At 45.3% G+C, this 22,118-nt stretch carries 19 protein-coding genes and 1 pseudogene; 6 read left to right on the forward strand and 14 right to left on the reverse strand.

The genetic code is table 11. The features are described from left to right. The first annotated feature begins 3 nt into the window (after positions 1 to 3). The 5 genes from parC (at position 4) to msrA (ending at position 5,674) form a co-directional block, all read left to right on the forward strand. Positions 4 to 2,454 (forward strand): DNA topoisomerase IV subunit A, encoded by a 2,451-nt coding sequence (gene parC / locus MZO40_RS06425; protein ID WP_252133171.1) that lies wholly within the window; start codon positions 4 to 6, stop codon positions 2,452 to 2,454. Positions 2,455 to 2,637: 183 nt separating this feature from the next. After that, positions 2,638 to 3,600, forward strand: a complete 963-nt coding sequence (locus tag MZO40_RS06430; protein WP_003638813.1) for a LysR family transcriptional regulator — start codon at positions 2,638 to 2,640, stop codon at positions 3,598 to 3,600. Positions 3,601 to 3,622: 22 nt separating this feature from the next. Continuing rightward, positions 3,623 to 4,552: a manganese-dependent inorganic pyrophosphatase gene (locus MZO40_RS06435; RefSeq protein WP_101873450.1), complete on the forward strand. Its 930-nt coding sequence runs from the start codon at positions 3,623 to 3,625 to the stop codon at positions 4,550 to 4,552. Positions 4,553 to 4,693: 141 nt separating this feature from the next. Then, positions 4,694 to 5,128 carry a peptide-methionine (R)-S-oxide reductase MsrB gene (msrB, locus tag MZO40_RS06440; protein WP_003638811.1) on the forward strand — a complete coding sequence of 145 codons (435 nt, stop codon included), beginning with the start codon at positions 4,694 to 4,696 and terminating at the stop codon, positions 5,126 to 5,128. A 27-nt stretch (positions 5,129 to 5,155) separates the two neighbouring features. After that, complete coding sequence (msrA, locus tag MZO40_RS06445) at positions 5,156 to 5,674, forward strand: peptide-methionine (S)-S-oxide reductase MsrA (RefSeq protein ID WP_050338617.1); 519 nt, start codon at positions 5,156 to 5,158, stop codon at positions 5,672 to 5,674. A 97-nt stretch (positions 5,675 to 5,771) separates the two neighbouring features. Here the strand turns inward: msrA and MZO40_RS06450 are convergent, their stop codons facing one another. The 8 genes and pseudogenes from MZO40_RS06450 to MZO40_RS06485 all read right to left on the reverse strand — a co-directional run bounded on the left by MZO40_RS06450 (position 5,772) and on the right by MZO40_RS06485 (position 14,549). Next, positions 5,772 to 5,972, reverse strand: coding sequence for a YozE family protein (locus tag MZO40_RS06450; protein ID WP_003638809.1), 201 nt, complete (start codon positions 5,970 to 5,972; stop codon positions 5,772 to 5,774). A gap of 320 nt (positions 5,973 to 6,292) precedes the next feature. Then, positions 6,293 to 7,147 carry a phage integrase N-terminal SAM-like domain-containing protein gene (locus MZO40_RS06455; protein WP_105961994.1) on the reverse strand — a complete coding sequence of 285 codons (855 nt, stop codon included), beginning with the start codon at positions 7,145 to 7,147 and terminating at the stop codon, positions 6,293 to 6,295. 1,139 nt (positions 7,148 to 8,286) lie between these two features. Beyond that, entirely contained in the window at positions 8,287 to 8,934 is a 648-nt protein-coding gene (locus tag MZO40_RS06460; RefSeq protein ID WP_101873453.1) for a flavodoxin, read from the reverse strand. A 171-nt stretch (positions 8,935 to 9,105) separates the two neighbouring features. Continuing rightward, positions 9,106 to 9,753: an NAD(P)H-binding protein gene (locus MZO40_RS06465; RefSeq protein ID WP_105961740.1), complete on the reverse strand. Its 648-nt coding sequence runs from the start codon at positions 9,751 to 9,753 to the stop codon at positions 9,106 to 9,108. 56 nt (positions 9,754 to 9,809) lie between these two features. Then, positions 9,810 to 10,849: pseudogene (locus tag MZO40_RS06470) on the reverse strand (zinc-dependent alcohol dehydrogenase family protein). Between the two features lie 135 nt (positions 10,850 to 10,984). Beyond that, positions 10,985 to 11,455 (reverse strand): flavodoxin, encoded by a 471-nt coding sequence (locus MZO40_RS06475; RefSeq protein ID WP_157685910.1) that lies wholly within the window; start codon positions 11,453 to 11,455, stop codon positions 10,985 to 10,987. 212 nt (positions 11,456 to 11,667) lie between these two features. After that, positions 11,668 to 13,230 carry a hypothetical protein gene (locus tag MZO40_RS06480; protein ID WP_105961741.1) on the reverse strand — a complete coding sequence of 521 codons (1,563 nt, stop codon included), beginning with the start codon at positions 13,228 to 13,230 and terminating at the stop codon, positions 11,668 to 11,670. A gap of 20 nt (positions 13,231 to 13,250) precedes the next feature. Beyond that, on the reverse strand, positions 13,251 to 14,549 hold the full coding sequence (locus tag MZO40_RS06485) for a glycosyltransferase family 2 protein (protein ID WP_252133172.1): 1,299 nt from the start codon (positions 14,547 to 14,549) through the stop codon (positions 13,251 to 13,253). A 204-nt stretch (positions 14,550 to 14,753) separates the two neighbouring features. On the opposite strand from MZO40_RS06485, the gene MZO40_RS06490 reads away from it, so the two are divergent. After that, positions 14,754 to 15,179, forward strand: coding sequence for a hypothetical protein (locus MZO40_RS06490; protein ID WP_105961743.1), 426 nt, complete (start codon positions 14,754 to 14,756; stop codon positions 15,177 to 15,179). 126 nt (positions 15,180 to 15,305) lie between these two features. On the opposite strand, the gene MZO40_RS06495 is transcribed toward MZO40_RS06490, so the two are convergent. The 6 genes from MZO40_RS06495 to MZO40_RS06520 all read right to left on the reverse strand — a co-directional run bounded on the left by MZO40_RS06495 (position 15,306) and on the right by MZO40_RS06520 (position 22,021). Continuing rightward, positions 15,306 to 16,658, reverse strand: a complete 1,353-nt coding sequence (locus tag MZO40_RS06495) for an NAD(P)/FAD-dependent oxidoreductase (protein ID WP_105961744.1) — start codon at positions 16,656 to 16,658, stop codon at positions 15,306 to 15,308. A gap of 94 nt (positions 16,659 to 16,752) precedes the next feature. Continuing rightward, positions 16,753 to 17,190, reverse strand: coding sequence for a MarR family winged helix-turn-helix transcriptional regulator (locus MZO40_RS06500; RefSeq protein WP_105920676.1), 438 nt, complete (start codon positions 17,188 to 17,190; stop codon positions 16,753 to 16,755). Between the two features lie 167 nt (positions 17,191 to 17,357). Continuing rightward, positions 17,358 to 17,885, reverse strand: coding sequence for a GNAT family N-acetyltransferase (locus MZO40_RS06505; protein ID WP_050338628.1), 528 nt, complete (start codon positions 17,883 to 17,885; stop codon positions 17,358 to 17,360). Between the two features lie 92 nt (positions 17,886 to 17,977). Beyond that, a complete protein-coding gene (locus tag MZO40_RS06510; RefSeq protein WP_050338629.1) occupies positions 17,978 to 19,876 on the reverse strand; it encodes a CDP-glycerol glycerophosphotransferase family protein in 1,899 nt (632 codons plus the stop codon). 25 nt (positions 19,877 to 19,901) lie between these two features. Continuing rightward, positions 19,902 to 21,014 carry a CDP-glycerol glycerophosphotransferase family protein gene (locus tag MZO40_RS06515; protein ID WP_105921545.1) on the reverse strand — a complete coding sequence of 371 codons (1,113 nt, stop codon included), beginning with the start codon at positions 21,012 to 21,014 and terminating at the stop codon, positions 19,902 to 19,904. Then, complete coding sequence (locus tag MZO40_RS06520) at positions 21,002 to 22,021, reverse strand: ribitol-5-phosphate dehydrogenase (protein ID WP_309487045.1); 1,020 nt, start codon at positions 22,019 to 22,021, stop codon at positions 21,002 to 21,004. The genes MZO40_RS06515 and MZO40_RS06520 overlap by 13 nt, the downstream gene beginning before the upstream one ends. Positions 22,022 to 22,118: the final 97 nt, after the last annotated feature.

Genomic DNA, 22,118 nt, shown 5'->3' on the forward strand with positions numbered 1-22,118 from the left:
ATAATGGCAACAGAACAGCCAAAAATTCAAGAATTAACGCTTGAAGACGTCATGGGCGACCGCTTCGGCCGTTATTCTAAGTATATTATTCAAGAGCGGGCACTTCCTGACATTCGTGATGGCTTAAAACCGGTTCAACGCCGGATTCTATACGCGATGAATCAGGATGGCAATACCTTTGATAAGGCCTTCCGTAAGTCTGCTAAGTCAGTTGGGAACGTCATGGGTAACTTTCACCCCCATGGTGATTCGTCAATTTACGAAGCGATGGTGCGTCTGAGTCAGGATTGGAAGTTACGAGAACCACTCATCGAGATGCACGGGAACAATGGGTCGATGGACGGTGACCCGGCCGCTGCCATGCGGTATACCGAAGCTCGTTTGAGTAAAATTTCGGGTGAAATGCTCCAAGACATCGATAAAAAGACCGTTGATATGGTCCTGAACTTCGATGATACCGAGTATGAACCAACCGTGTTACCAGCGCGGTTCCCGAACTTATTGGTGAACGGTGCAACTGGGATTTCAGCCGGTTATGCCACTGAAATTCCACCGCACAATCTGAGTGAAGTCATCGACGCGATTTTGTTCTTGATGAATCATCCCAAGGCGAGTCTGGAAGACTTGATGGACTTTGTGAAGGGGCCTGATTTCCCGACTGGCGGGATTATCCAAGGCTTGGCTGGTATCAAGCAAGCTTACGAAACTGGTCGTGGTCGCATCGTTGTCCGGTCGCGGACGAAAATCGTGCCACTCAAGGGTAATAAGTCCCAAATCGAAGTTTCTGAGATTCCTTATGAAGTCAACAAAGCGCAACTCGTTAAGAAAATTGACGAGATTCGCATCTTAAAGAAGATCGAAGGAATTGCTGAAGTCCGCGATGAAAGTGACCGTAAAGGCCTCTCAGTCGTGATTGAATTGAAGCGCGATGTTAACGCGGAAGGTATTTTGACTTACTTGCTCAAAAACACCGACTTGCAAATCACGTATAACTTCAACATGGTGGCTATCTATCATCAACGTCCTGAACACGTTGGACTGAAGACGATTTTATCGGCCTACTTAGAACATCAGCGCGACGTCATCACTCGTCGGACCAAGTTCAACTTGCAAAAGGCAGCTGATCGTCAGCATATCGTTCAAGGGCTGATCAAAGCGATGTCGATTCTGGATCAAGTTATCAAGACAATCCGGGGCAGCAAGGATAAAAAAGACGCCAAGCAGAACTTGGTCAGTCAATTTGATTTCACTGAAATTCAAGCTGAAGCCATCGTCACGATGCAACTATACCGCTTGACGAATACCGACGTGACCCAGTTGGAAAAGGAAGCTGCGGACTTAGCTAAGTCGATTGAAACTTATCAATTGATTCTGGCTGAACCCAAAGAACTCGATAAGGTATTGCGGCGGGAACTAAAGGCCGTTCAAAAAGCCTATCCAACCAGTCGTTTGACCGAAATTCAAAATGAGATTCAAGAGTTGAAGGTTAAAACCGAAGTGGTCATTCCGCAAGAAGATGTCGTCGTGATGATTAGTCATGATGGCTATATCAAACGGACTAGTTTACGCTCCTATTCGGCTTCTGAACCTGATGATAATGGGCTAAAAGACGAAGATTATCCAATCTATTTGGCTAAGAATAGTACGTTAGACCATTTGATGATGTTCACGAATATGGGTCATCTAATCTATCGGCCAGTCTATGAGATTTCAGATGCCAAGTGGAAAGATACTGGCGAGCATATTTCGCAGACGATTGGGCTTGCGGACAACGAACGCATTACCTGGGTCTACAGTTTTGAAAATCTGAAAGCCACCGGTAAGTTCTTAGTTGCCACTAGTGACGGTTACATTAAACAGACGGCGTTTGCGGACTACACCCCTGGTCGGACGTATAAGACCCGCGCCAGTCAATTTATCAAACTGAAATCAGACGATGCGAGTGTCGTCACGGTCGATTATCTGCCAGCTGCACCAACTGGAACTTTAGTGCTAGTCACGCAACACGGCTATGGCTTACGTTACGATTTAAGTGAAGTGCCAACGATTGGTGCCAAAGCAGTCGGCGTTAAGTCAATGGATCTTCGCGACGATGCCATCGTACGTGCGACAATTGCCAATGAGACCGACTTGTTAGACATGATTACGCAGCGCGGTTCATTTAAGAAAATGAAGGTCGCAGATATTCCGGTCACCAGTCGGGCTCGTCGTGGGGTTCAAGTCTTACGTGAATTGAAGAGTCATCCGCACCGGGTCGCTGATTACGTCTTAGTGGCTGCCGATGCAAGTGGCGTGGCCTTCGATGTCTTGACAGACCGGGGTAAGCACCATTCGATTTTAAGCGATGATCATCCGGTCAGCGCACGGTATTCAAACGGGTCCTTCGTGGTCGATACCGATACAGAAGGGGAACCCGTTGCAATGCAAGTTCACCCAATTCCGTTAACTGTTTAGTTGCCAATGCGAATGCTTGCACGTTAATCCGTATTCGATTAAGATAAAGTTATGGCAATGTAAAAGATTATGAATTAGTTAAGCTTTATTTACCGATAACAACCGCTTGCTTTCACCATGAATCTTGTATAAAATTATAGGTATCATAAGATGGCGATAAGAAGAAAGGATCAGGTAAAATTCATGAAGACAACTCAAGAAAGTATTTTCTCCTCGAAAACGTTAACGTATTTCTTGCAATTAGCCGAAACAATGAATTACACACAGGCTGCTCAAATTTTGGGTATTACGCAACCAGCGTTGACGCAACAAATTAAAAAGTTGGAACGCACGGTTGGGGCCCCATTATTCTATTCAGTGGGTAAGAAGTTACGACTCTCTGATGCGGGTTACACCATGTTAAATGCCACACACAGTATTTACGATGTCCTGAACAAAGCGACCGACGAGATTCAACAAACGACCAGCGCCACCCAAGGAACGATTAATATTGGGGTGCTGGCTTCAATTGAAGATCACGTGTTTGAAGACTTTGCAATCAAGTATTATGAAGCCAATCCAAATGTCATTATTTCGCTACACATGTTGACCCGCAAAGAAATTTGGGAACGACTAGAAAATAACCGCATTGATTTGGCCGTCATGTATTTGCCTGACGAAAGCATTAAAAACTGGAAGCCATACCAATCGAAGAAGATTATTCAAGACGAATTGCTCTTCATTTCGGGTGACCCCAAGTTAGCTAAGAAGAAGCGGATCAAGTTTAAGGATACGACGCTCAGTCCATGGGTCACTTATCCAGAGAACTATTATTTAGATCAAGTGGTGAAGGAATCTTACAAGAACCAGCTCGCTGATTTACCAACTGCAGCGGCTCGGTTCACGACACCACAACAGATCTACCGGTTCGTTGCGGCAACGACCAACACGAATACGGCATTACCAAATTCATTCATGGTTGCTAACCCAGCGACAGACAAGTTACACACGCTGTCATTTGAACCAGCAATCAAGTTTGATTTGAACTTCGTCTTCCGTAAAGATAAGGACCAAATTCCACGGATCAAGAACTTCTTGGACGAATTTGATGCTTACTTACGGGCTGAAGATTATATTTCACGGTTACAAAAAATTAATCAAAAATAAGTTTTAAGGGAGTTTTGTACTAATGAGTAAGGAATTAATTTTTGGACACCAAAATCCTGATACCGACGCAATCGTGGCGGCAAAGGCATTCTCATATTTCGAAAATAAAATGGGTGCGGATACTGAAGCCGTTGCATTGGGCGAACCCAATGAAGAAACCCAATTTGTTTTGGATCACTTTGACGAACCAGCACTGCGGGTCATCACTAAAGCTAGTGACGAAGTTGACAGTGTCATGCTTGTTGACCACAACGAACCACAACAAAGTGTCAGTGATATTGCCGACGTTACGGTGAGTCACGTGGTTGATCATCACCGGATCGCCGGTTTTGAAACCGCACAACCATTGTTCTATCGTGCCGAACCACTTGGCTGCTGCAGCACGGTTATCTACAAGTTGTTCCAAGAAAACGACATTGAAATTCCTGCTAAGTTGGCCGGTTTGATGCTTTCTGCCATCATCTCCGACACCTTATTATTGAAGTCACCAACGACGACTGAAACCGATGTCGCCGTGGTTAAGGACTTAGCTAAGATTGCTGATATCGATTATGAAACTTACGGTTTAGCAATGCTTAAGGCTGGGACTAACCTTGATAGCAAGTCAGAAAAAGAATTAATCGATGCCGATGCTAAGTCATTTGAAATGGCTGGTTCAACGGTACGTGTCGCTCAAATCAACACGGTTGATTTAGATGATGTTTTCAAGCGTCAAGCAGCCTTAGAAGATGCTGCTAAAGCTGAAAATGCCAGTGACGGCTATGACTTGTTCTTGATCCTTGCCACTAACATTTTAGATAGCAATTCCGAATTGTTAGTCGTTGGGGGCCCAACAGAACCCGTTGAAAAGGCCTTTGGTAAGACGATTGCCAACAATCGTTTAAGCTTACCAGGTGTCGTTTCACGGAAGAAGCAAGTTGTCCCACAATTAACGGACGCATTCAACGCCTAAGCTAATCGGGATAAAATCTGAATAGTGACTAAAGAAGCTGCCAGTTTTGGGAGCTTCTTTTTTGCATTTTGGGGTAAATGGGGTATGATAATACTTGTAATTAAGTTGTGTACAACTTAATAGCTGAAAGGACTGATTTTAATGACTAAGCAGCAAGATGAGTTACGGCAACGCCTAACACCTGAACAATATGCAGTCACTCAAGAGGCAGCAACTGAACGACCTTTTAGTGGTGAATATGATGATTTTTATCAAGACGGCATCTATGTTGATGTTGTAAGCGGTCAGGCATTATTCAGTTCGCGCGATAAATATGATGCTGGCTGTGGTTGGCCGTCCTTCACGAAGCCAATTGAACCGGCTAATCTCAACGAACATTACGATGATTCGTTCGGCATGCATCGGACCGAAGTGACTAGTGCGCAGGCGAAATCGCATTTAGGGCACGTCTTCCCAGATGGTCCGCGTGACCAGGGTGGACTGCGCTACTGCATCAATTCAGCCGCACTAAAATTCATTCCAGTTGATGAATTAGAAGCCGCGGGTTACGGTCAGTACCGGCAGTTATTTAAATAAGACATTCAAACCAAATGGAGGATTAATATGACAGATACTGCAATTTTTGCTGGCGGTTGTTTCTGGTGCATGGTCAAACCATTTGATCAACAGCCTGGAATCAAGTCCGTAATTTCTGGATATACAGGTGGTCACGTTGCTAATCCGACCTATGAACAAGTTGCCAGCCATACGACTGGTCATACTGAGGCGGTCGAAATCACCTTTGATCCTGAAATTATTAGCTATGCGCAATTGGTTGAAATTTATTGGCGCCAAACAGATCCGACTGACGCCTCTGGTCAATTCCAAGACCGCGGTGATAGCTATCGGCCCGTCATTTTTGTGAATAGTGAGGAACAACGGAAGGTCGCCACGGCTTCACGTGACGCATTGGCAGCCAGCGGTAAATTCGCTGAGCCAATCGTAACGACGATTGAAGACGCCAAGCCATTTTATCCAGCAGAGGAAGAACATCAAGACTTCTATCGTCGCAATCCATTTCGTTATCAGATTGAAGAAATGGGCGGCCGTGAAGCCTTTATTAAGGAACACTGGCAAGACTAGTTAGTACAAGGACACAAAAATAACCCGGCTTATGACGAATTTTGAGTACGTCATAAGCCGGGTTTTATTATCAGTTATAATGATTGATTAAGTCCCATTACTTAGCTTGATAAGCATCGAGCGCTGAATAAAAGGATTGTTTGACAGAGTCGCGAATATTCAAATAAGTAATATAATCAGATAATTCGTGAACATTACTCGTCATTGGAAAATCAAAATCAGAATGGGCGTAAGAAGCAGCTGGAGCGAACGGTCCGTTTTGTTCAATGAACGGTTCCAGCCAACGGTAAAATGTCATCAAATCATCCTTTCAAGTACTTTGGTTAATCAATATAACCAGTGTACCGCAAAGATTGCCGCTGTACAGGCGTTTTAAGGCTTCTTAACTAACTAGCAAATGCAGTGTAATGCTTGTCCTACGTTTGTAAAGTATTGTAAAGGTGTCGTAATAACGTAATGTTACTTTAACTAGTAAAGTTAATGATCAAACTCACCTGTCAGTTGCTGATTACCTGGTGCCCAGTCTAGTTAAAAACCTACCTGTAAAGCAGTTGAAGACTGATATAACACACAATCAAAAGCCACCCGCAACGGTAATTGTAGGTGGCTTAACGTGGCTCAGGTGGTTCGCTTAGCTTGTAAGGTCCGCAAATCACGTTGTCTGAGCAAATTTTGGTAATATTCGAGGCTGGTTGCGTCTAAGCGTAAGCGTGTCATAATTTGGGTGGGTTCAGTCGTCCGATGCTGGTTTAAATACCACAGGATAAAGTCTTGACGGAGCGTCACGGGCTTCAGTGGCACGCCTAAGCGCTGGCCGTCGCCGGCTAAATACTTGTGCAACGCCGCCAAAGTGATGTGTGGATCATTGCCACGTTGACGCTTCTTTAAGAACAAATCTGGGCTGCCACTTTGTGCTTGTAAAGGTTGTAAATAGGTTTGTAACGTCATGATAAAGCGGTGTTCGTCAACGGTAAACTGTAGCTGTTTAAAATCCTGATAGAACCCAGGCGTCAGCATTTCGGTGGCGGTATAACCCTTGTAAGTTAGCAATAAAAATAAGCGCGTATACGTGTGCAGGTCTTCATTTGCCAACCATTGTGGGAGTAACTCTGGCCACGTGGTGGTTGTCGGTTGGTTTAGTAAGGGTTGTCCTTTGATTGCAAACGTCGGTAGCGTTGTAATAATTCGATGGGCAAATAAATAGCTAAAGTAACCATTTAGATTTGAAAGCGCTTTGTTCAAGGTTGACGGTTTGAATTGGCGTTGCTCACGCAGCATTTCCAAATAGGCGCGAATATCATTTTCAGTTAAGTCAGCGAGTAACTGATCTTTAGCGAAAGTCTCGTTGAAATGTTGTTCATAATTAAAAAAGTCTGCGAGCGTCAATTCATATTGTTCAATCGTACTAGCTTGTTTGCCAGCAGTTTGTAAGGAAGCAATAAAGCTACGGGCATACGGAAATTTAGCAGTCATTGGCAGCAGGCCGTCCTTTCAATAGATGAAATCTTACTTTAACTAAAACATAAAATAACCGAAAAAACAAGCAATATATCGCGTGCTGAGAGACGCATTCTGAGAGCTAGTTCAGATGATAGACGGACAAGTGGTCGTTAGTTGTGCTTAAAATCAACGAATATGAATCAAGGATTTGAGGTGAATTAAGTAGTCAGATGAACAAATCGTAATTAGGATAGAAAATTGCTTGGTAACATGATTAGCAGAATTTGCGACATACTAAAATCAAATTCAGCATGAGTCAGATTTGAGCCAACTTGATAACTGACGAATGATTCAATTCAAGCGATCAAATTTAATTCAAGTTCAAATGACACTTAAAAGCTAGTCGTTGAATCTGAGTAAATAAAATATTTCGGTTGACGATTGAATTTAATATGCCGAATTTAAAATTCAGATTCAATTTATCATTTTAAAATGTCAGCGGTGAAAGTTGCAAACGAAAAAGTCGTGATTAAGTTTGGTAAAAGTTGTTCAGGGGACCATTTTAGGTCGTGGGGGAGTATTTTTACTTTTGATTCTACTTTGTATAATATATATTATGTAAACTAGAATATATCAAAAAAGCCCCCTCGCTAAATTAGCCTGGATCAAGCTTGACTCATTGGTTTGACCGTTAACTGGCCTTTTTTGCGCAGTTTTTTAACTTTTTGAAATAACTTTTTCTAGATTGACTGACAAATCAGAATGAATTTTAACAGAGCTGTTTAAAATAACTTCAATAAATTCAACTAAAAACGCCTGAATCCGTTAAATGAGACTCGGATTCAGGCGTTGGTTTGTGTAAATACAGTTAGCTAGTTCAAATGCTCAAGTTATCTGATTCAACGGCTCCGTCAATGGTATTCGCGCTAATCAACCCATATTTGAACGCATTGCTGGGTTTAAAGTACAACTATGCCGCTGTATGGCATTCGTTCAGCAAATCGGGCCATATTACAAATTCTACTGGTTTTCATTTAAGGCGTAGCAATCTGTAATTAGCCACCAACTGTTTCAGTCACTTAGAGACTTCATGTGCTTGTTTGAAGGCGTAACTAAGATTGACGGTGCCTCAAATATGCTGATAAATGCTGAAACAGCGCGTTTTATAGCCATTAATCGCACCATTCACGAACAGCTGTGTCAGCAACATCAACTTGATTACCGGCAATCGTTAGTGGTCGTTCAATCGTATAATTGGTCGCGCCACTGATTTGTAGCAACTGAGACATCACATCAAGGCAGTTACCAATACCGTAGCCGCCATTCGTCTCAAATGGCATGATACGTTTGCCTGATAGTTCGTTTCCGTAAGCTTGCAAGAATGCTTTAAGTGGTTCGCTCAGTGTCATGGCCCAGGTTTGAAAGCCCAAATAAACCGTCTCATATTGCGTCAGGTCTGGTAATTGCATATTTAAATCTGGTGTCAAACCCGTATCACGCTCACGATTAGCGCGGGTTCTGGTTTCTAGATAATCAGCTGGATACGGATTTGTGAGCGTAATTTGGCAGACATCGCTGTTGGTCAAATTAGCAATTTTGCTGGCTAGCAATTCGGTTGCACCTGAACGCGACCAATAAATGACGATTTGATGTGCTTTCTCAGTGATTCGGCGAGCGACACCCTGACTAGTCGTATCTTGACCATCAGATGGGGTCATGCGCCCACTATCCCAGCGTGCGCCCTTGCGTGTGACTTGATTGGCTTGCACAGGTTTACCGGCAATATGACCCAAAATCGGACCTAATGAGTGTTGTTGCATATCGATAACCACCCTTCCTAAGTGAGTTTAAAGCAGGGACTCGGCTTGTAAAAAACGCGGCCGTGCCCCTGCTTTTTAGCCCCTGCCATTTTTAAGTTTAAAAACAGCGACAAGCAGTCAAATGGTCACCATCTTGAAGACGACTTTTTGGCTGTTTGTGCTTAAAACAAATTAGTAAACTGGGCGAGTCTCACCCTGCGTGGCAGCATCTGCAATCCCGACGCTGTCATTTGCTAAAAATGTCGGATCTGCGATGATTTTGACAATCACGTCGGCCATACTTTGACGCGAGCCAGAGACGCCGACATACGGTTCGTTGCGGTGAGTCAGCTGATACTTGATTTCGTCACGGTCGTTTAACCATGGAAAACGCAACGTTGTATAGGAAATTCCGGACTGCGCTAGTAATTCATCGGCGTGAACAGCAGCTGGTAAGCCACTTTTGACCATTTGATAATTCCAACGGCCATATTCACCAGGAACTTCATTGTAAAGTCCTAATAGACTCGATTCAATGATCCGTTGAACCCCTTGTTCTCGACTGGCTTTGATGACATTACGCGTGATGACGTTATCAGGTGTGTGATCCACCGCCGCAATGTAAACGATATCTTGCCCGTGCATAGCGGCTTTGACGGCCTGATAATCGGTCATATTACCATCGATTAGGGTTACCCGCGAATTGTCAGCTAGGTTTGCAAGTCGTGATTTTTGACGTAGAAACAATGTCAAATGGACATCGGATTGCTCCACTAAAACACGTTTTTCAACGATGCGAGCGATTTGTCCGTTGGCACCTAAGATTAAGACGTTTTTCAAAGCGTTTTCCTCCAATCTGGTTACTCAGTTGGCTTGTGTGAGACCGTCAAACTGCGTTAATCTGCAATAATTAATAACGATTTGATGGCTTCACGTTTGTCCATGGCTTCATAGGCTGCTTGAACATGGTCGAGGTCAAATCGTTTTGTAAAGACCTTACCAGGATGAATCTGACCATTCAAAACAGCATCTAATAGGACTTCACGATCATAGGTGGTGACTGAGGCAATCCCGCCACGTAGACCAATATTGCGCCAGAATAAGTCGTTGGTGTTCATTTCTGCCTTTTGTGGGACGCCGACTCGACCAACAACGGCACCCGGACGGCCAACCTTCACTGCAGTATCGACCGATTGTTCAGTACCGACACATTCCAACACTGCGTCAGCCCCCTTGCCATCAGTCAATTCGAAGACTTTTTTAACCGTTCATCGCCCCGTTCAGCAATAATGTCAGTCGCACCAAATTCTTTAGCGAGGGCTTGCCGATCCGCATGGCGACTCATGGCAATAATGCGACTCGCACCACGTAACTTGGCAGAAATGACACCGCAAAGGCCGACTGCCCCATCACCCATGACAACGACCGTATCACCTTGTTTAACTTCAGCCGTTGCAGCCGCGTGGTAACCAGTCGCCATGACATCTGATAGCGTCAGTAGATCATTTAACTGCGCGTCGGTGTAATCACTTGGTTGGCCAGGTACTTTAACCAGTGACCAGTCCGCATTGGTGAAACGTAAATATTCACCCTGATAGCCAACCATTTCATCGGGATGATTGTTGAGACAGTTACCTTCAAAACCGGCCAAACAAGCGGCACAATGCCCACAACCATGCGTAAACGGTGCAATAACAAAATCACCTGGCTTGACATGGGTCACTTCATCGCCGACAGATTCAACCACCCCGATGGCTTCATGGCCGACCGCTGACGGGTGCTTACGATCTGAAATCCCGCGGAACCACCACAAATCTGATCCACAGACACACGCCCGAACGATCCGTAAAACGGCGTCTGTGGGTTGTTTAATGGTCGCCTTTGGCAATTCGCGTGCTTCAACTTTTCCTGGTTCAACAAATACTGCTGTTTTCATAGTTAATAGCCTCCTAAAGCTGTTTAAAATTGTTAGTGATTTAATTGATTCAATTATCGTGGCTCAAAATTTAGTCTAATCAGCACATCATGACCCTGATTCTTGATATATGGCGTTGTCCCTAGTCGTCAGACGCTATGCTGCAACGGTTTTCAGCCATTGCAGAATCTGTGGCGTGGTCGTCTGACGGTCAACTGCGAGGCCTGACTTAACCTGCGCAGTTGGAATTAGTTGGGCAATCTCGGCCTCATATGTCCCCGGAGTTCCCGTATGCGTATAAAATGGTGCGACAATGCCTTTAAAACCCGCTATTTGACGCAAGAATTGCCGGACTGGGGTTGCAACTGAGTGGTGCCAGACTGGGCCACCGACCAGTACAATGTCATCTGGACTAACACTGGGCATGACGTTGGTCAGTTGGGGCAACGTATCCGTCTCAATCTGGTGCTGAGCGATGGTTGCGGTGGCGTACATATCGGCTGAGAATGTGTCATCAGCAACCGTTAGTTCAATTGGACTAACATGTGCCTGTGCCGCAATCTCCCGTGCTGCTTTCGCAGTATTGCCTGACCATGAATAGTAAACCACAATAATATGTTTTAACAAGGCTCGGTTTCCTCCTTCCAATGACTTCAATACAATTACTAGTATAGAACCTTGAAGTAACTTCAAGGCAAGCGTTTGATCAAAAAAGTTTTAATTAATGGCGAATAAAAATATCGATCGTATCCCCGACAAGCTTTTCGAAGACCACAATCGATATTTTCCATGAATCTTATAGTGCCAGTGAACGTCGACGACAAATCAGCCCAAACTGACTAGGCCTTCGAGACACTGTTGCTGGCGTTAATGATCGTCAAATTATGCTGTCGTTGACGCCACCATAATTTGACCCCGGCCACCCCACAAATCAGCAACATGATAATTGGTAAGTACAAAATCACGTGATACCGCCCCTGCACTTCCAGTGGTAAGGCGGTTAGCGTGAACCCGTCGAATAATAAAGCAGCCATCATCAAGTAGGTATTCAAATAATGGTGCCGCCACTGAAGCCAGAGCCCCATCATGATGCTGAGTAACGCTAACACCAACATGCCTTGCCAATAAATGACAGCTAGAGACACGATTATGGGTGCCCAGTGAAACCAGTTGTGATTGAGCGCACCACCATGGTGACTAAGATTATATAACGACCAGTCGTAACCATAATCTTCGCGGGCGAAGTTTTGCATCTTCTGATTTGCAAAGTTGCCCAACTGTGGTTTGATATGCGTCAAATTAGTCTGTAGCGTCGTTTCCAAGTGCCGCGTGATTTGTGGGTACGCCTGATTCAACGTTGGTGCGACTCGCAGTTCATGATCAACACTTGCTTGTAAATGGGCACTGTAGGTCCCGTGAGTGTTTGGATCAGTACCGGTCGCCAAACTGTACAACGTTTCAACGCGGGATGGTGCGATTCGAATGCCGTAAAGCCAGTTGTCGAGATTGGTCGCCGTGACGAATAAAGCTAGCACAACGCCACTATATAGCAGAAGCTGTCGATATTGCGGCTGCAATCGCTGCCAGTTCGAACGACTGTAGACAAATGCGGCCATAAGCGCCACAGCAATCACCCATACCGCCATGATTGGACGTAGCATATTGGCCACCACCGTTGCGATGACAGCTAGTCCGAGGAACAAGCGTTGGTCAGTCCGAGTGGTTGTCGAAAGTGGGACTAACGCGCGTGTCAGGGCGTACATGCTGAGCAACACACTGGTTAAGAAGAACGGTTCACCGCCATTTAACAAGCTTCCATACAACCAGTATGCGGGAATACAATAGAAGATGAGCGCTGCTGCAATGCCTAATTGACGGGAAAGCCAGCGCGCGACTAACCAGTAAATGAGCAGCATATCAAACAAGCTACAACTGATATTAATCAGTTGACTAACAAAATAATTATCGCCGCCAAAAGCCGCAGCTAAGCTGAACCCGTTTGCAATATTGAGCGCGTGTGGAAATAGGACGTAGTTTCCAATGACCCCTTGTTGCCAGAGCTGTTTCCAAGTTAGCCCTTGCGCACTGAAAGCCGCCAGCGTGTGATAGTTCCAAAAATCCGAGGTTGGCTGAATTTTTAAACCGGCAATCAACGGTAATTTGAGTAAGGTCAGTCCCACAAAAACACTCAGCAACCAGGCCGTACCGTGCCGACTGAGCCACCAACTGCCGAAACTAATGGTGCTGATCAGGATTAAGAAGATTAGACCACTAGTGAACAGCGTGCTCGGAGTCGTGTGCCGTGGCAAGCCAATCTCCAAATTTGCGACCAATAACCAGCCCAATAGCCCCGCGGCAACTAGTAAAACAATCGTTTGAAACAGATGCTTTAGCCATTTCATGAGTCGATTCCTTCCTATTGTTAATACGACCGTTTAAGTCCAGCGTATTTGCGTGGTCGAATAACCGTCTCATGATGGGTTTTAGCCCAAGCGGTCTGTCCGCGCAGTTGCCGATAAATCGCGACGTATGGCGTGAGGCTAATAATTAATAAGAATGCTTGAAAGCTTAATGCCTCACGAATGGCGCATGCTAAGGACATTGGCTGATGAACGGTCGTACAGTTACGCTGATAAAGCGCGGCTAGCACGCAACAAGCGGCTAACGCAATCATGACCAGTGTGCCGATGGCGAGATGGTGCCACCCAGCTTGCCAATGGACCAGACTACGCTGAATCAGAATGGTTAGTGTCACTAAACTGGTCGCCGGTACGATACAACCAGTGATGGGCATCAAAATCCAGATGCTCGTATCGACTTTTTGAAAGCTGTTCAAGTATGGTGACCGCCAGAGCGCTGGTAAGTAATGCATACACTGCACGGCGCCCTGACACCAGCGAACGCGTTGGCGGAAAAACGGTTTGAGCTGTTCGACAGCTTCTTGCTGTACGACCAGCGTATGGTCAAACTCGGTTCGCGTCCCGCCTAACATCCAGGTTCGAAGGGTGAACTCCAAATCCTCAAGCAACCGATCGCCCCACGGATTTTTCAGCGCCAAATCGAAGCGCACAAACTGACCATTTCCCGATGCAATTCCTTGTCCGAGGCGATTCCGAAGTTGTTGTGTCGCGTTATTAACGCCCATGAATTCAAAATTTTGCATCTTGGTGAGCCAATTGGGCTGGTTATAAATACTAACACTCGTTTGAAGCATCGCTAACCGGGCATCTTGTTCAAAACGGGCAACCACCCGAGTTAAATCCGAAGCGTTCATAAATGCGTCGGCATCCAGTACACCAATGACGGTTTTGCGCGGGTCAACATCTGTTGCCAGCGTCCGGTGAATGTACTGCACGGCCGTATTTAAGACCGCCCCCTTACCCGCCTGTTCGTTGGCGGCACGGTGTAAAACTTGCAAATACGGTGACTGCGATTGAGTCAGCATCAATAAACTGTGGTCGCTAGAATCATCATCCACTGCGATTAACTGGGCATGGATGGATGCCGGTAATTGATCGAGTGCATTAGAGAGCTGGGCCACGGTTTTGCCAATGACGCGCTCTTCATTCAGAACCGGGATAATCAAAAAGAGCTGATACGGCGTTGGGCCTTTGAGATAGACGCGGGTCGGCTCCCGATAATGGTTGATCAACCCCAGATTGATTAAAAAATAAAGATAGAACATGACCGAAATCGTCATGGCAAGCGTGATTAAAATCATTGCAATCCCCCCAAATACCTTTATTAAGTCGGTATTATACGCACTATTTTCATATTTTCCCATTATTCACGTTATGAAAACATAGTGAACAAATCATAGTCGGATTTTACAGCGTTTTTACGTGAAGTTTACAATAATACGGTAGTCAGTTAGTTGATAGCCTGATAAAATGACGTTATTAACTAATAAGAAAGTAGTGATTAGATGCGCAAGCTAATTGCCGGTTTATTCATCTTACTGGTGCTCCAACCACTTGGACTGTATTTGTGGCGAGCACAACTATTGAATGTGATTCCCATTCATTATAGTATTTTCGGCATCAGTGCCTGGCAAGCCGACCCTCAACATTACGGGGCGCTCATCGAGAGTGCGCTGATACCTGCAGCACTAATTATCATTGCACCACTCCGACCACAGCCACCACTGAACTGGGTACGGCCAATCCAAACGAGTCTTTGTGGTTGGCTGTTTGGGATGAACTGGCTACTCATCATTAACCTCTTTACGCATGCGGCTTGGATCAATTGGATCAGCTTTATTTGGTTGATCATCTGGGTTTCGGCCGCTGGATTGCAGCTCTTAGTCCAACTTGCATTGGATTATCCTGGGCATAAAAATGTCCATTCTTGATTATTCTAACGGCCAAAAAAGCAGCGCTCCATTATGGAAGGCGCTGCTTTTGTCATTAACATGAAGTTATCACTAAGCTTTTCGTGTCATACTCGGCTGGCTTAGTCCAGAACGGTCTAAAGCGATTTAGTGTTCGCGATGCAGTAATGGTGTCAACATATCGATGATGCCGACTGAAGCACTTGGGAAGGCAAACACTTTTTGACTTAGCGTTTCAGCCGTTACCCGGTCGGTTATCAGCATCGTCAACAGGTTAATCAAATCCGGTGCACCATTACCGTAAATGGCAGCACCAACTAAACAGTTCTCTTGGTCAAAGACTAATTCAAGATCAGCTTCAGTCTCATTTTGATATTGAAAGGCGAGTACTTGGCCGTATGGTAAGGCTTGGACATGGTAAGTATCCGGATCGGCCTGTGCCGTGGCGACTGAAACCCCGACTTGTGCCAACCGCGGCATCGTGAAGACGACCGATGGGATGTCTGGATAATCAATCGCAGCGGTGGCCCCTAGCAATTGGCCGGCAATGTAGTTAGATTCAAAAGTTGCTGTTGGTGTTAATTTTGGTAGCATCTTACTAATGACATCACCACTAGCATAGATGTTCGGTACATTTGTCCGCAGATGGTCGTCGACAATAATACCGTGACGGTCAGTTTGAATACCAACTTTCTCAAGCCCAAGGTGTTCAACATTCGGGATTCTTCCGGTCGCGCCAACAATGGCGTCACTTTCAATCGTTAAGCCGTTAGCAGTAGTTGCGGTCAGCCCAGTAGCAGATTTTGATACCGACTGTAAGGCTTCATCGAAGTGGAATTGGACGCCCGCTTGTTCAAGGTGCGTAATCAGCTTTTGAACGTGATCTTGATAAAATGCGGGCAAGGCGCTCGGTGCAAATTCGATGATGTGGACCTCTGAGCCGAGTAAGACCGCCATATCAGCAAATTCCAACGAGATAATACCAGCACCAATGAAAGTCAGGCGTTTAGGCATCGTTTCTAAATCTAAAAAGTCGCGACTATCTAGCATTAACTCAGCACCAGGAATCGCTAGCTGTGCGGGACGTTGCCCTGTTCCGAGTACAATCGTATCGGCAGTATAGTCAGTTCCAGCGACTTGTACCGTGTGAGCATCAGTCAGTTCACCATGACCAGTAATGACAGTAATACCGAGTTGCTTGAAAATTGCCGTCATCTGAGTCGACAATGGCTTGATCACACTTTGTTTATAGGCCATTAATTGTGACCAGTCGATTTTAGGTGTCTCGTTGACCCCGATGCCTTGGTATTGTTTAAGTTGTTCAGTTAGTTCGAATGGCCCATCTAACAGAACCTTGGCATCACAGCCAAAATTCGTACACGTCCCGGCAATTGTGTCCGCTTCAATGATGGCTACCTTTCGCTTTGCCTGTGCCAACGTGACTGCTGCATGCCATGTTGCGTGACCACTACCAATAAAAATTGTGTCAAAATTTGCCATATCCGGTTCCTCCTTGAATTAGTGAAGCATTAATTAGAATAAACAGTTAAATAAACGGTCGTGCACGATTGAAACGGCCAATAAAAATGGCCCCTTAGGCCAAATCTTGCGACAAGGTATCAACGATCTTTTGATTTAACGCTAATGCTTGCTGATACTCGTCACTGGTTAAGTGATAACGTCCAATACAAGTTGCGATGGCGGTCTCGATTGCCTGGCGCTGGGTCTTGCCCTGCTCAGTCAAATGAATAATAAGTTGACGGCGGTCATTGGCCGGACGCTCCCGCCATAACCAACCGGCATCGTCCATGCGTCGTAGTAATGGTGTCAGCGTATTACTACTTAGCCGCAATACCGTCCCAAGCTCATGCAGCGACTGGTCGTCATGCTCCCACAAAGCCATTAACACGAGATACTGTGCATAGGTCAGTTTGAATGGCGCCAACGCTTCAACGTAAAACTTGTTGAATAACCGATTAGCATTGTAAATACTAAAGCATAATTGGTTAGCCAGCTCAATCTCAGGTGTCATTGTCGATGCTCCTTTCAATCGTGTGCGATTGATTATTAGTATAAGCGCCCTAACGGCAAAAAGCAAGTGGCTTTTTGCCGTTAGGGCGCTTTAAATCTGATTAAGTCGTACAATAACCGTTGTGACTGATGATTGGTGGTAACAAGTTACTTAATTGCTAGACCCAATTATACTTCGTCCACAGGTCTGATCATCAATAAATCCGTTTGCCGATCAGTGCCCATCACAAAATCGTGTGCGCTGAATTGGCGGAAGCCCCATTTGGCATAAAAACGTTTGGCGGGTTCATTGTGTTCCCAAACACCCAGCCAAATTCGTTGCTTACCTGCCTGCTTGGCCGTTGTCAGTGCAAACTGCATCAATTGGCGACCGAGTCCCCGATGCTGATAACCCGGACGAATATAGATCCGCTCCACTTCGAGTGTATCCTCTCCCATCGCTTCCGACTGGGCATCATCAGTATTTAGCTTCAGATAGCCCATGATTTCATTATCCTGGCCAATGAAGAAGAAACTGGAATGAGGATTGGCTAGTTCCGTCTCAAGTGTGTTTAATTGGTAGGCTTGCTGCAGGTAGGCCTGCATGTTAGCAGCCGTGTTCTGTGCGCCAAAGGTATCTTGGAAGGTCTCGATACTAATTTGCTGTAACGTTGGTGCGTCAGCGACGGTTATTGGTGTAATTGTAACTTGGCTCATGTGATTAGTCCTCTCTCTCAATTGGTCATAAAAAAACAACCCAGAAGTTGCGCATGACAATTATCATACCGCACAACTGGGTTGTTGTTAAGTTACTTGGCTTTCTTACCCCATTCTGGAATAATCTTACCATCTTCACTGATAGCCAAACCATCAGCATTTTCAAGTTCAGCTGCATTTGGATCTTCAAAGTTGTTCTCAAGTGCATCGACAAAGCGCGCCGTTGAACGACCATCTAAATCATCAAAGAAGAAGTCGACGAAACCATCGAGCTTGGCCCGATCAATTTTCGGATGCTTCAACTGTTGAATCAAATCACCGGTGTTTTCGGCTAAACTACCTGGAATGAAGTCAAAGTAGTTGAAGTAGAAACTCCGGGACTGCATATAGTCAGCTAAATCAGGTGCAAAGAAAATCATCGGTCGTTTGAGTAAGGCATATTCGAAACAAACGGATGAATAGTCCGTGATCAACTGGTCAGCGACTAATAGCAAGTCATTGATTTCGCGGTAATCTGAGACATCGTAGTAAAAGTCAGAATACTCGTACGGAAGTGTCGGTTTGTTTTGCACGAACGGATGAATCTTCAATAGGAAGACATAATCCTCATGCAGGGCTTCGTATATTTCTTTGAAATTCAACATTTCAAATGGATAGTAAGCCGATTGTTGACCGTTACCACGGAACGTTGGTGCAAAAAGGATCACTTTCTTACCCTTAATGAATGGCAAGTCGTCTTCTAAGCGTTCGCGAATCGCCTGTTTCTTAGGCTCGTCGAAGAAAATATCGGTCCGCGGAATCCCCAACGGTGCGATTTTATCAATCGAAATCCCGAATCCTTCAGCATACTTATCCGCGATATTGTGCGATGAGACCAGCGCTTCAGTGTAGTTACGATGATTAAGGGACTGAATCTTGGGACCACCTGGCATTCCTAGACGACTATAGCCAAAGGTCTTAAACGCCCCAACGGCATGCCAAACTTGAATCAAATCGGCATTTTCGCGGATTCGCAACGGATAAACGAGCGGATAAAAATCATCTAGAATCACATAGCGACTCGTTGCGAGCGCTTTGGCTAACGTCCGAACTTCCTTCCAAGTCTTCTTAGTCTTGATGCTTGGCTTTAAGTAAAAGGAAATCTTGAAGTCGGTATTGCGGCGTTTGAGTTCCTGGTAAATGAACTCAAAGTTTCCAGAAATCGTGACCCGACTATCCGAAACAAATGAGATTTGCTTCTTATGGATCGGTTGTAAACTATACCAGCGATACCAGGCTTTTAGCGCCCGACGTTTGATTGCCCGCATCGCCGCACTCTCAAGACCGACAGTATCATCAAACTCATTTTCAAGCGGGTTAACGTCACTCAGTTTGTACGAGGTGACCTTTAATGCTTGTGAAGCCAAACTATACCGGAAAATCAAGCTGTACGACTTGTTACTCTTGGCAGAATAACTCGTCATCTTAGTGGTGTAGTTTAAATCTTGATGAATATCGACGATTTGACCGATCGTGGTCCGTCGAATGAGCCAACCGTTACCAAGGTATTGCTCCAACTGTAGCTTCATTTCATACGTTCCAGGAACTAATGGTTTACCATCTGAAATCGTCGAGAAATTGATTTCCCCGTGATAACCCGATGCCGGAAAATCCGGCCGGTCGACGGTGGTATTGACTAATGGCACGGCAATCTCATCGCCTTGATCATTAATTAAAATCAAGCTCTTGACGATTCGTTCAGCATCTTTTTCTGGATACTTCTCAAACCAAGCGGCACCTTCGATGACCAGGAAGGAACTATTAAAGTCCAGCTTGGTCACCTGCCGTTTGATTAACGATTCCGCATCTTTTGCGATTCGTTGCGAGTTCATGAATTCAAGCGCATCACGTGATAGCTCCGTTGACTCGGTCGTTGGTTGTTCCTGAGGTTGAACCGGTCCCCGCCGGCCATAAACGACACGCCGCGCGATTCGTTTTAATCGTTGTAACATAAATTATGCGCTCCCTACTAGATAATTAGAGTTGTTTCATTAAGAATTGAAACACTCGTTGGGCGTTGTGTCCGTCCTGATGTGGAAATGTCTTTTGCTTTAACTCGTGAACATAGCTCAAGTCGAGTTGGTTCAAATTATGCGCAATGAAGCTTATAAGCGCACCAGCCTCATCAAAGTGTGGTGCCCCGAGATAGTGATAATAATCGACGTAAAAGCCATTTTTGGCCATATACTGCTCATAATCAGGCGTAAATAGCAAAATTGGCCGCTCGAAATAACTAAAATTAAGCGACAATGACGAATAGTCGGTCACAAACACATCAATCGTCGGCATCAACTGCTTAACCCGCGTTGCATCTTGGAAAATATGCACATTGCTCGGCAGCTGCCACTCAGGCAAGCTGAGGTATGGATGCAAAGAGACGTAAATTTCCCATGGTTGTTTAAGCTGTTCACTAGCCGTAATCAACTCATGTATATAGTGTAACACTTGTGCCTCACCATTTGCATCTGGCCGATAAGTCGGTGAGTACAGCAAGCGTTTGGCCCCAGCATGTGGTTCTGGACGCTGCGCCATCAACGCATCCATCATTGGCTCACCCGTCGCAAGCACATGGTCCGGCTGAATATCAAAAGCCGCCACGTAAGCGGGTTTATCCACTTCGGAGTTGATAAACACCCAATCATAATTGGTATGCGGCTTGATGACGCTATCATCAGCGGTCGGCAAGCTGAGTCCGAAGTGTTTTAATGAGCCGATGGCGTGCCACAGTTGAACGACCTGATTATTGGGATGCTTATTAATCGCATACAGCGGGAAAAAATAATCATCGATGATAAACATTTCAGAGCGTGCCAACAGTCGTAATGCCTGAACTGACGCCAATAAAAATCCAAACTTGCTTTTTAGCGTCCGATCATAGTGATAGCAGAAAACTTTCAAATCCATGTCACTGTCTTCCACGAACTTAGCATGTAGGACTTTAAGATTATCGGTGAGTTCAGGACTCCGCATTGTGGCAAATGTGACCCGATGTTGCTTGGGGCCGCCCAACCAATAGAATAGTTGATATAAGCCATTGAAACCAGCTCGTAGCAACAATAGCTTTAACGTTTTTAAATTTAAACGTCCCACTCCATCACCGCCTTGCCCCAATAGTTGGTTAGGGCGCCTTCAAAGAAATCGGTTATATCCTGAATCGTGCTGACCTTGCGTGTGAAGCCGACCAAGTTCTGCAGCCGTTCACGGGTAACCGGGCTCTTGGTCAAAATGTCGATGGCCCGTTGGAAATCAGCGCGACCACTCCGACTTACGCCACGTAGCGTCAAGCCTTCTGCTAAAACGGAGCGCGTATCGATGCCAACTGGATCTTCGGAAACACCCATTAAAATGGCTGTTCCCATTGGACGAATGTGCTGAATGATTTGGGCGATTGCTGATTCACTACCGCGACCACCAGTACATTCAAGGGCCTGACTAACTTGTAAGTCGCTTGGAATATCGTCGACTAAGTAGGTCTTGTCCGCAAATGAGAAGTAATCCAGCTTGGAACGGTGACGGCCAAAAATCATCAACTGACTGTCTGGAAAGATCTGTTTGACTAACGTGGCCGTGATAAAGCCGAGATTACCGTCACCCCAGATGCCAATGATCTTGCGGTCCGCATCCATGACAGCTTCAAACTGGGTCAACGCGTGCACGCCAACTGAAACCATTTCAATGAAAGCTGACATTTGGTGATCAAAGTTGTCTGGAACGACGATTGCCCGGTCGCGATGGAGACTCACATACTCTTGCATAAAGCCATCATAGCCACTGGAACGGAACTTCGACGTTGGTAAGTAGTTTTCTTTGATAATTGGGTCCGTTTCAAAAGGCGTATTAGGCACCATCGCCACTAGCGTCCCCGGCTTGAATTTATTTTGGGGATCCTTGACCACTTCGCCAACGCCTTCATGAATCAAAGCCATCGGTAGTTTTTGTCGTAACGTCGCTTGTGGCCGCTGCCCAGTAAAATAGCGCGTGTCCGCATGACAAACGGATAAATACTTTGGCCGTACCACAATATCATTATCAGTAATTTCTTCCGCGACGGTCTGAACTTCAATCTGGCGAGGATCTACTAAGAACCTGTTTGAAATCTAGCTAATTTGGTATGATAGTTCAAAAAAGGTGATCAGTAATGAATTATCCCAGTAATATTTCTCGCCGACAATTTGAACTAGTCCGTCCCATTTT

This window comes from Lactiplantibacillus sp. B652, from assembly GCF_023806745.1.
GTDB classification, from domain to species: Bacteria; Bacillota; Bacilli; order Lactobacillales; family Lactobacillaceae; genus Lactiplantibacillus; species Lactiplantibacillus pentosus.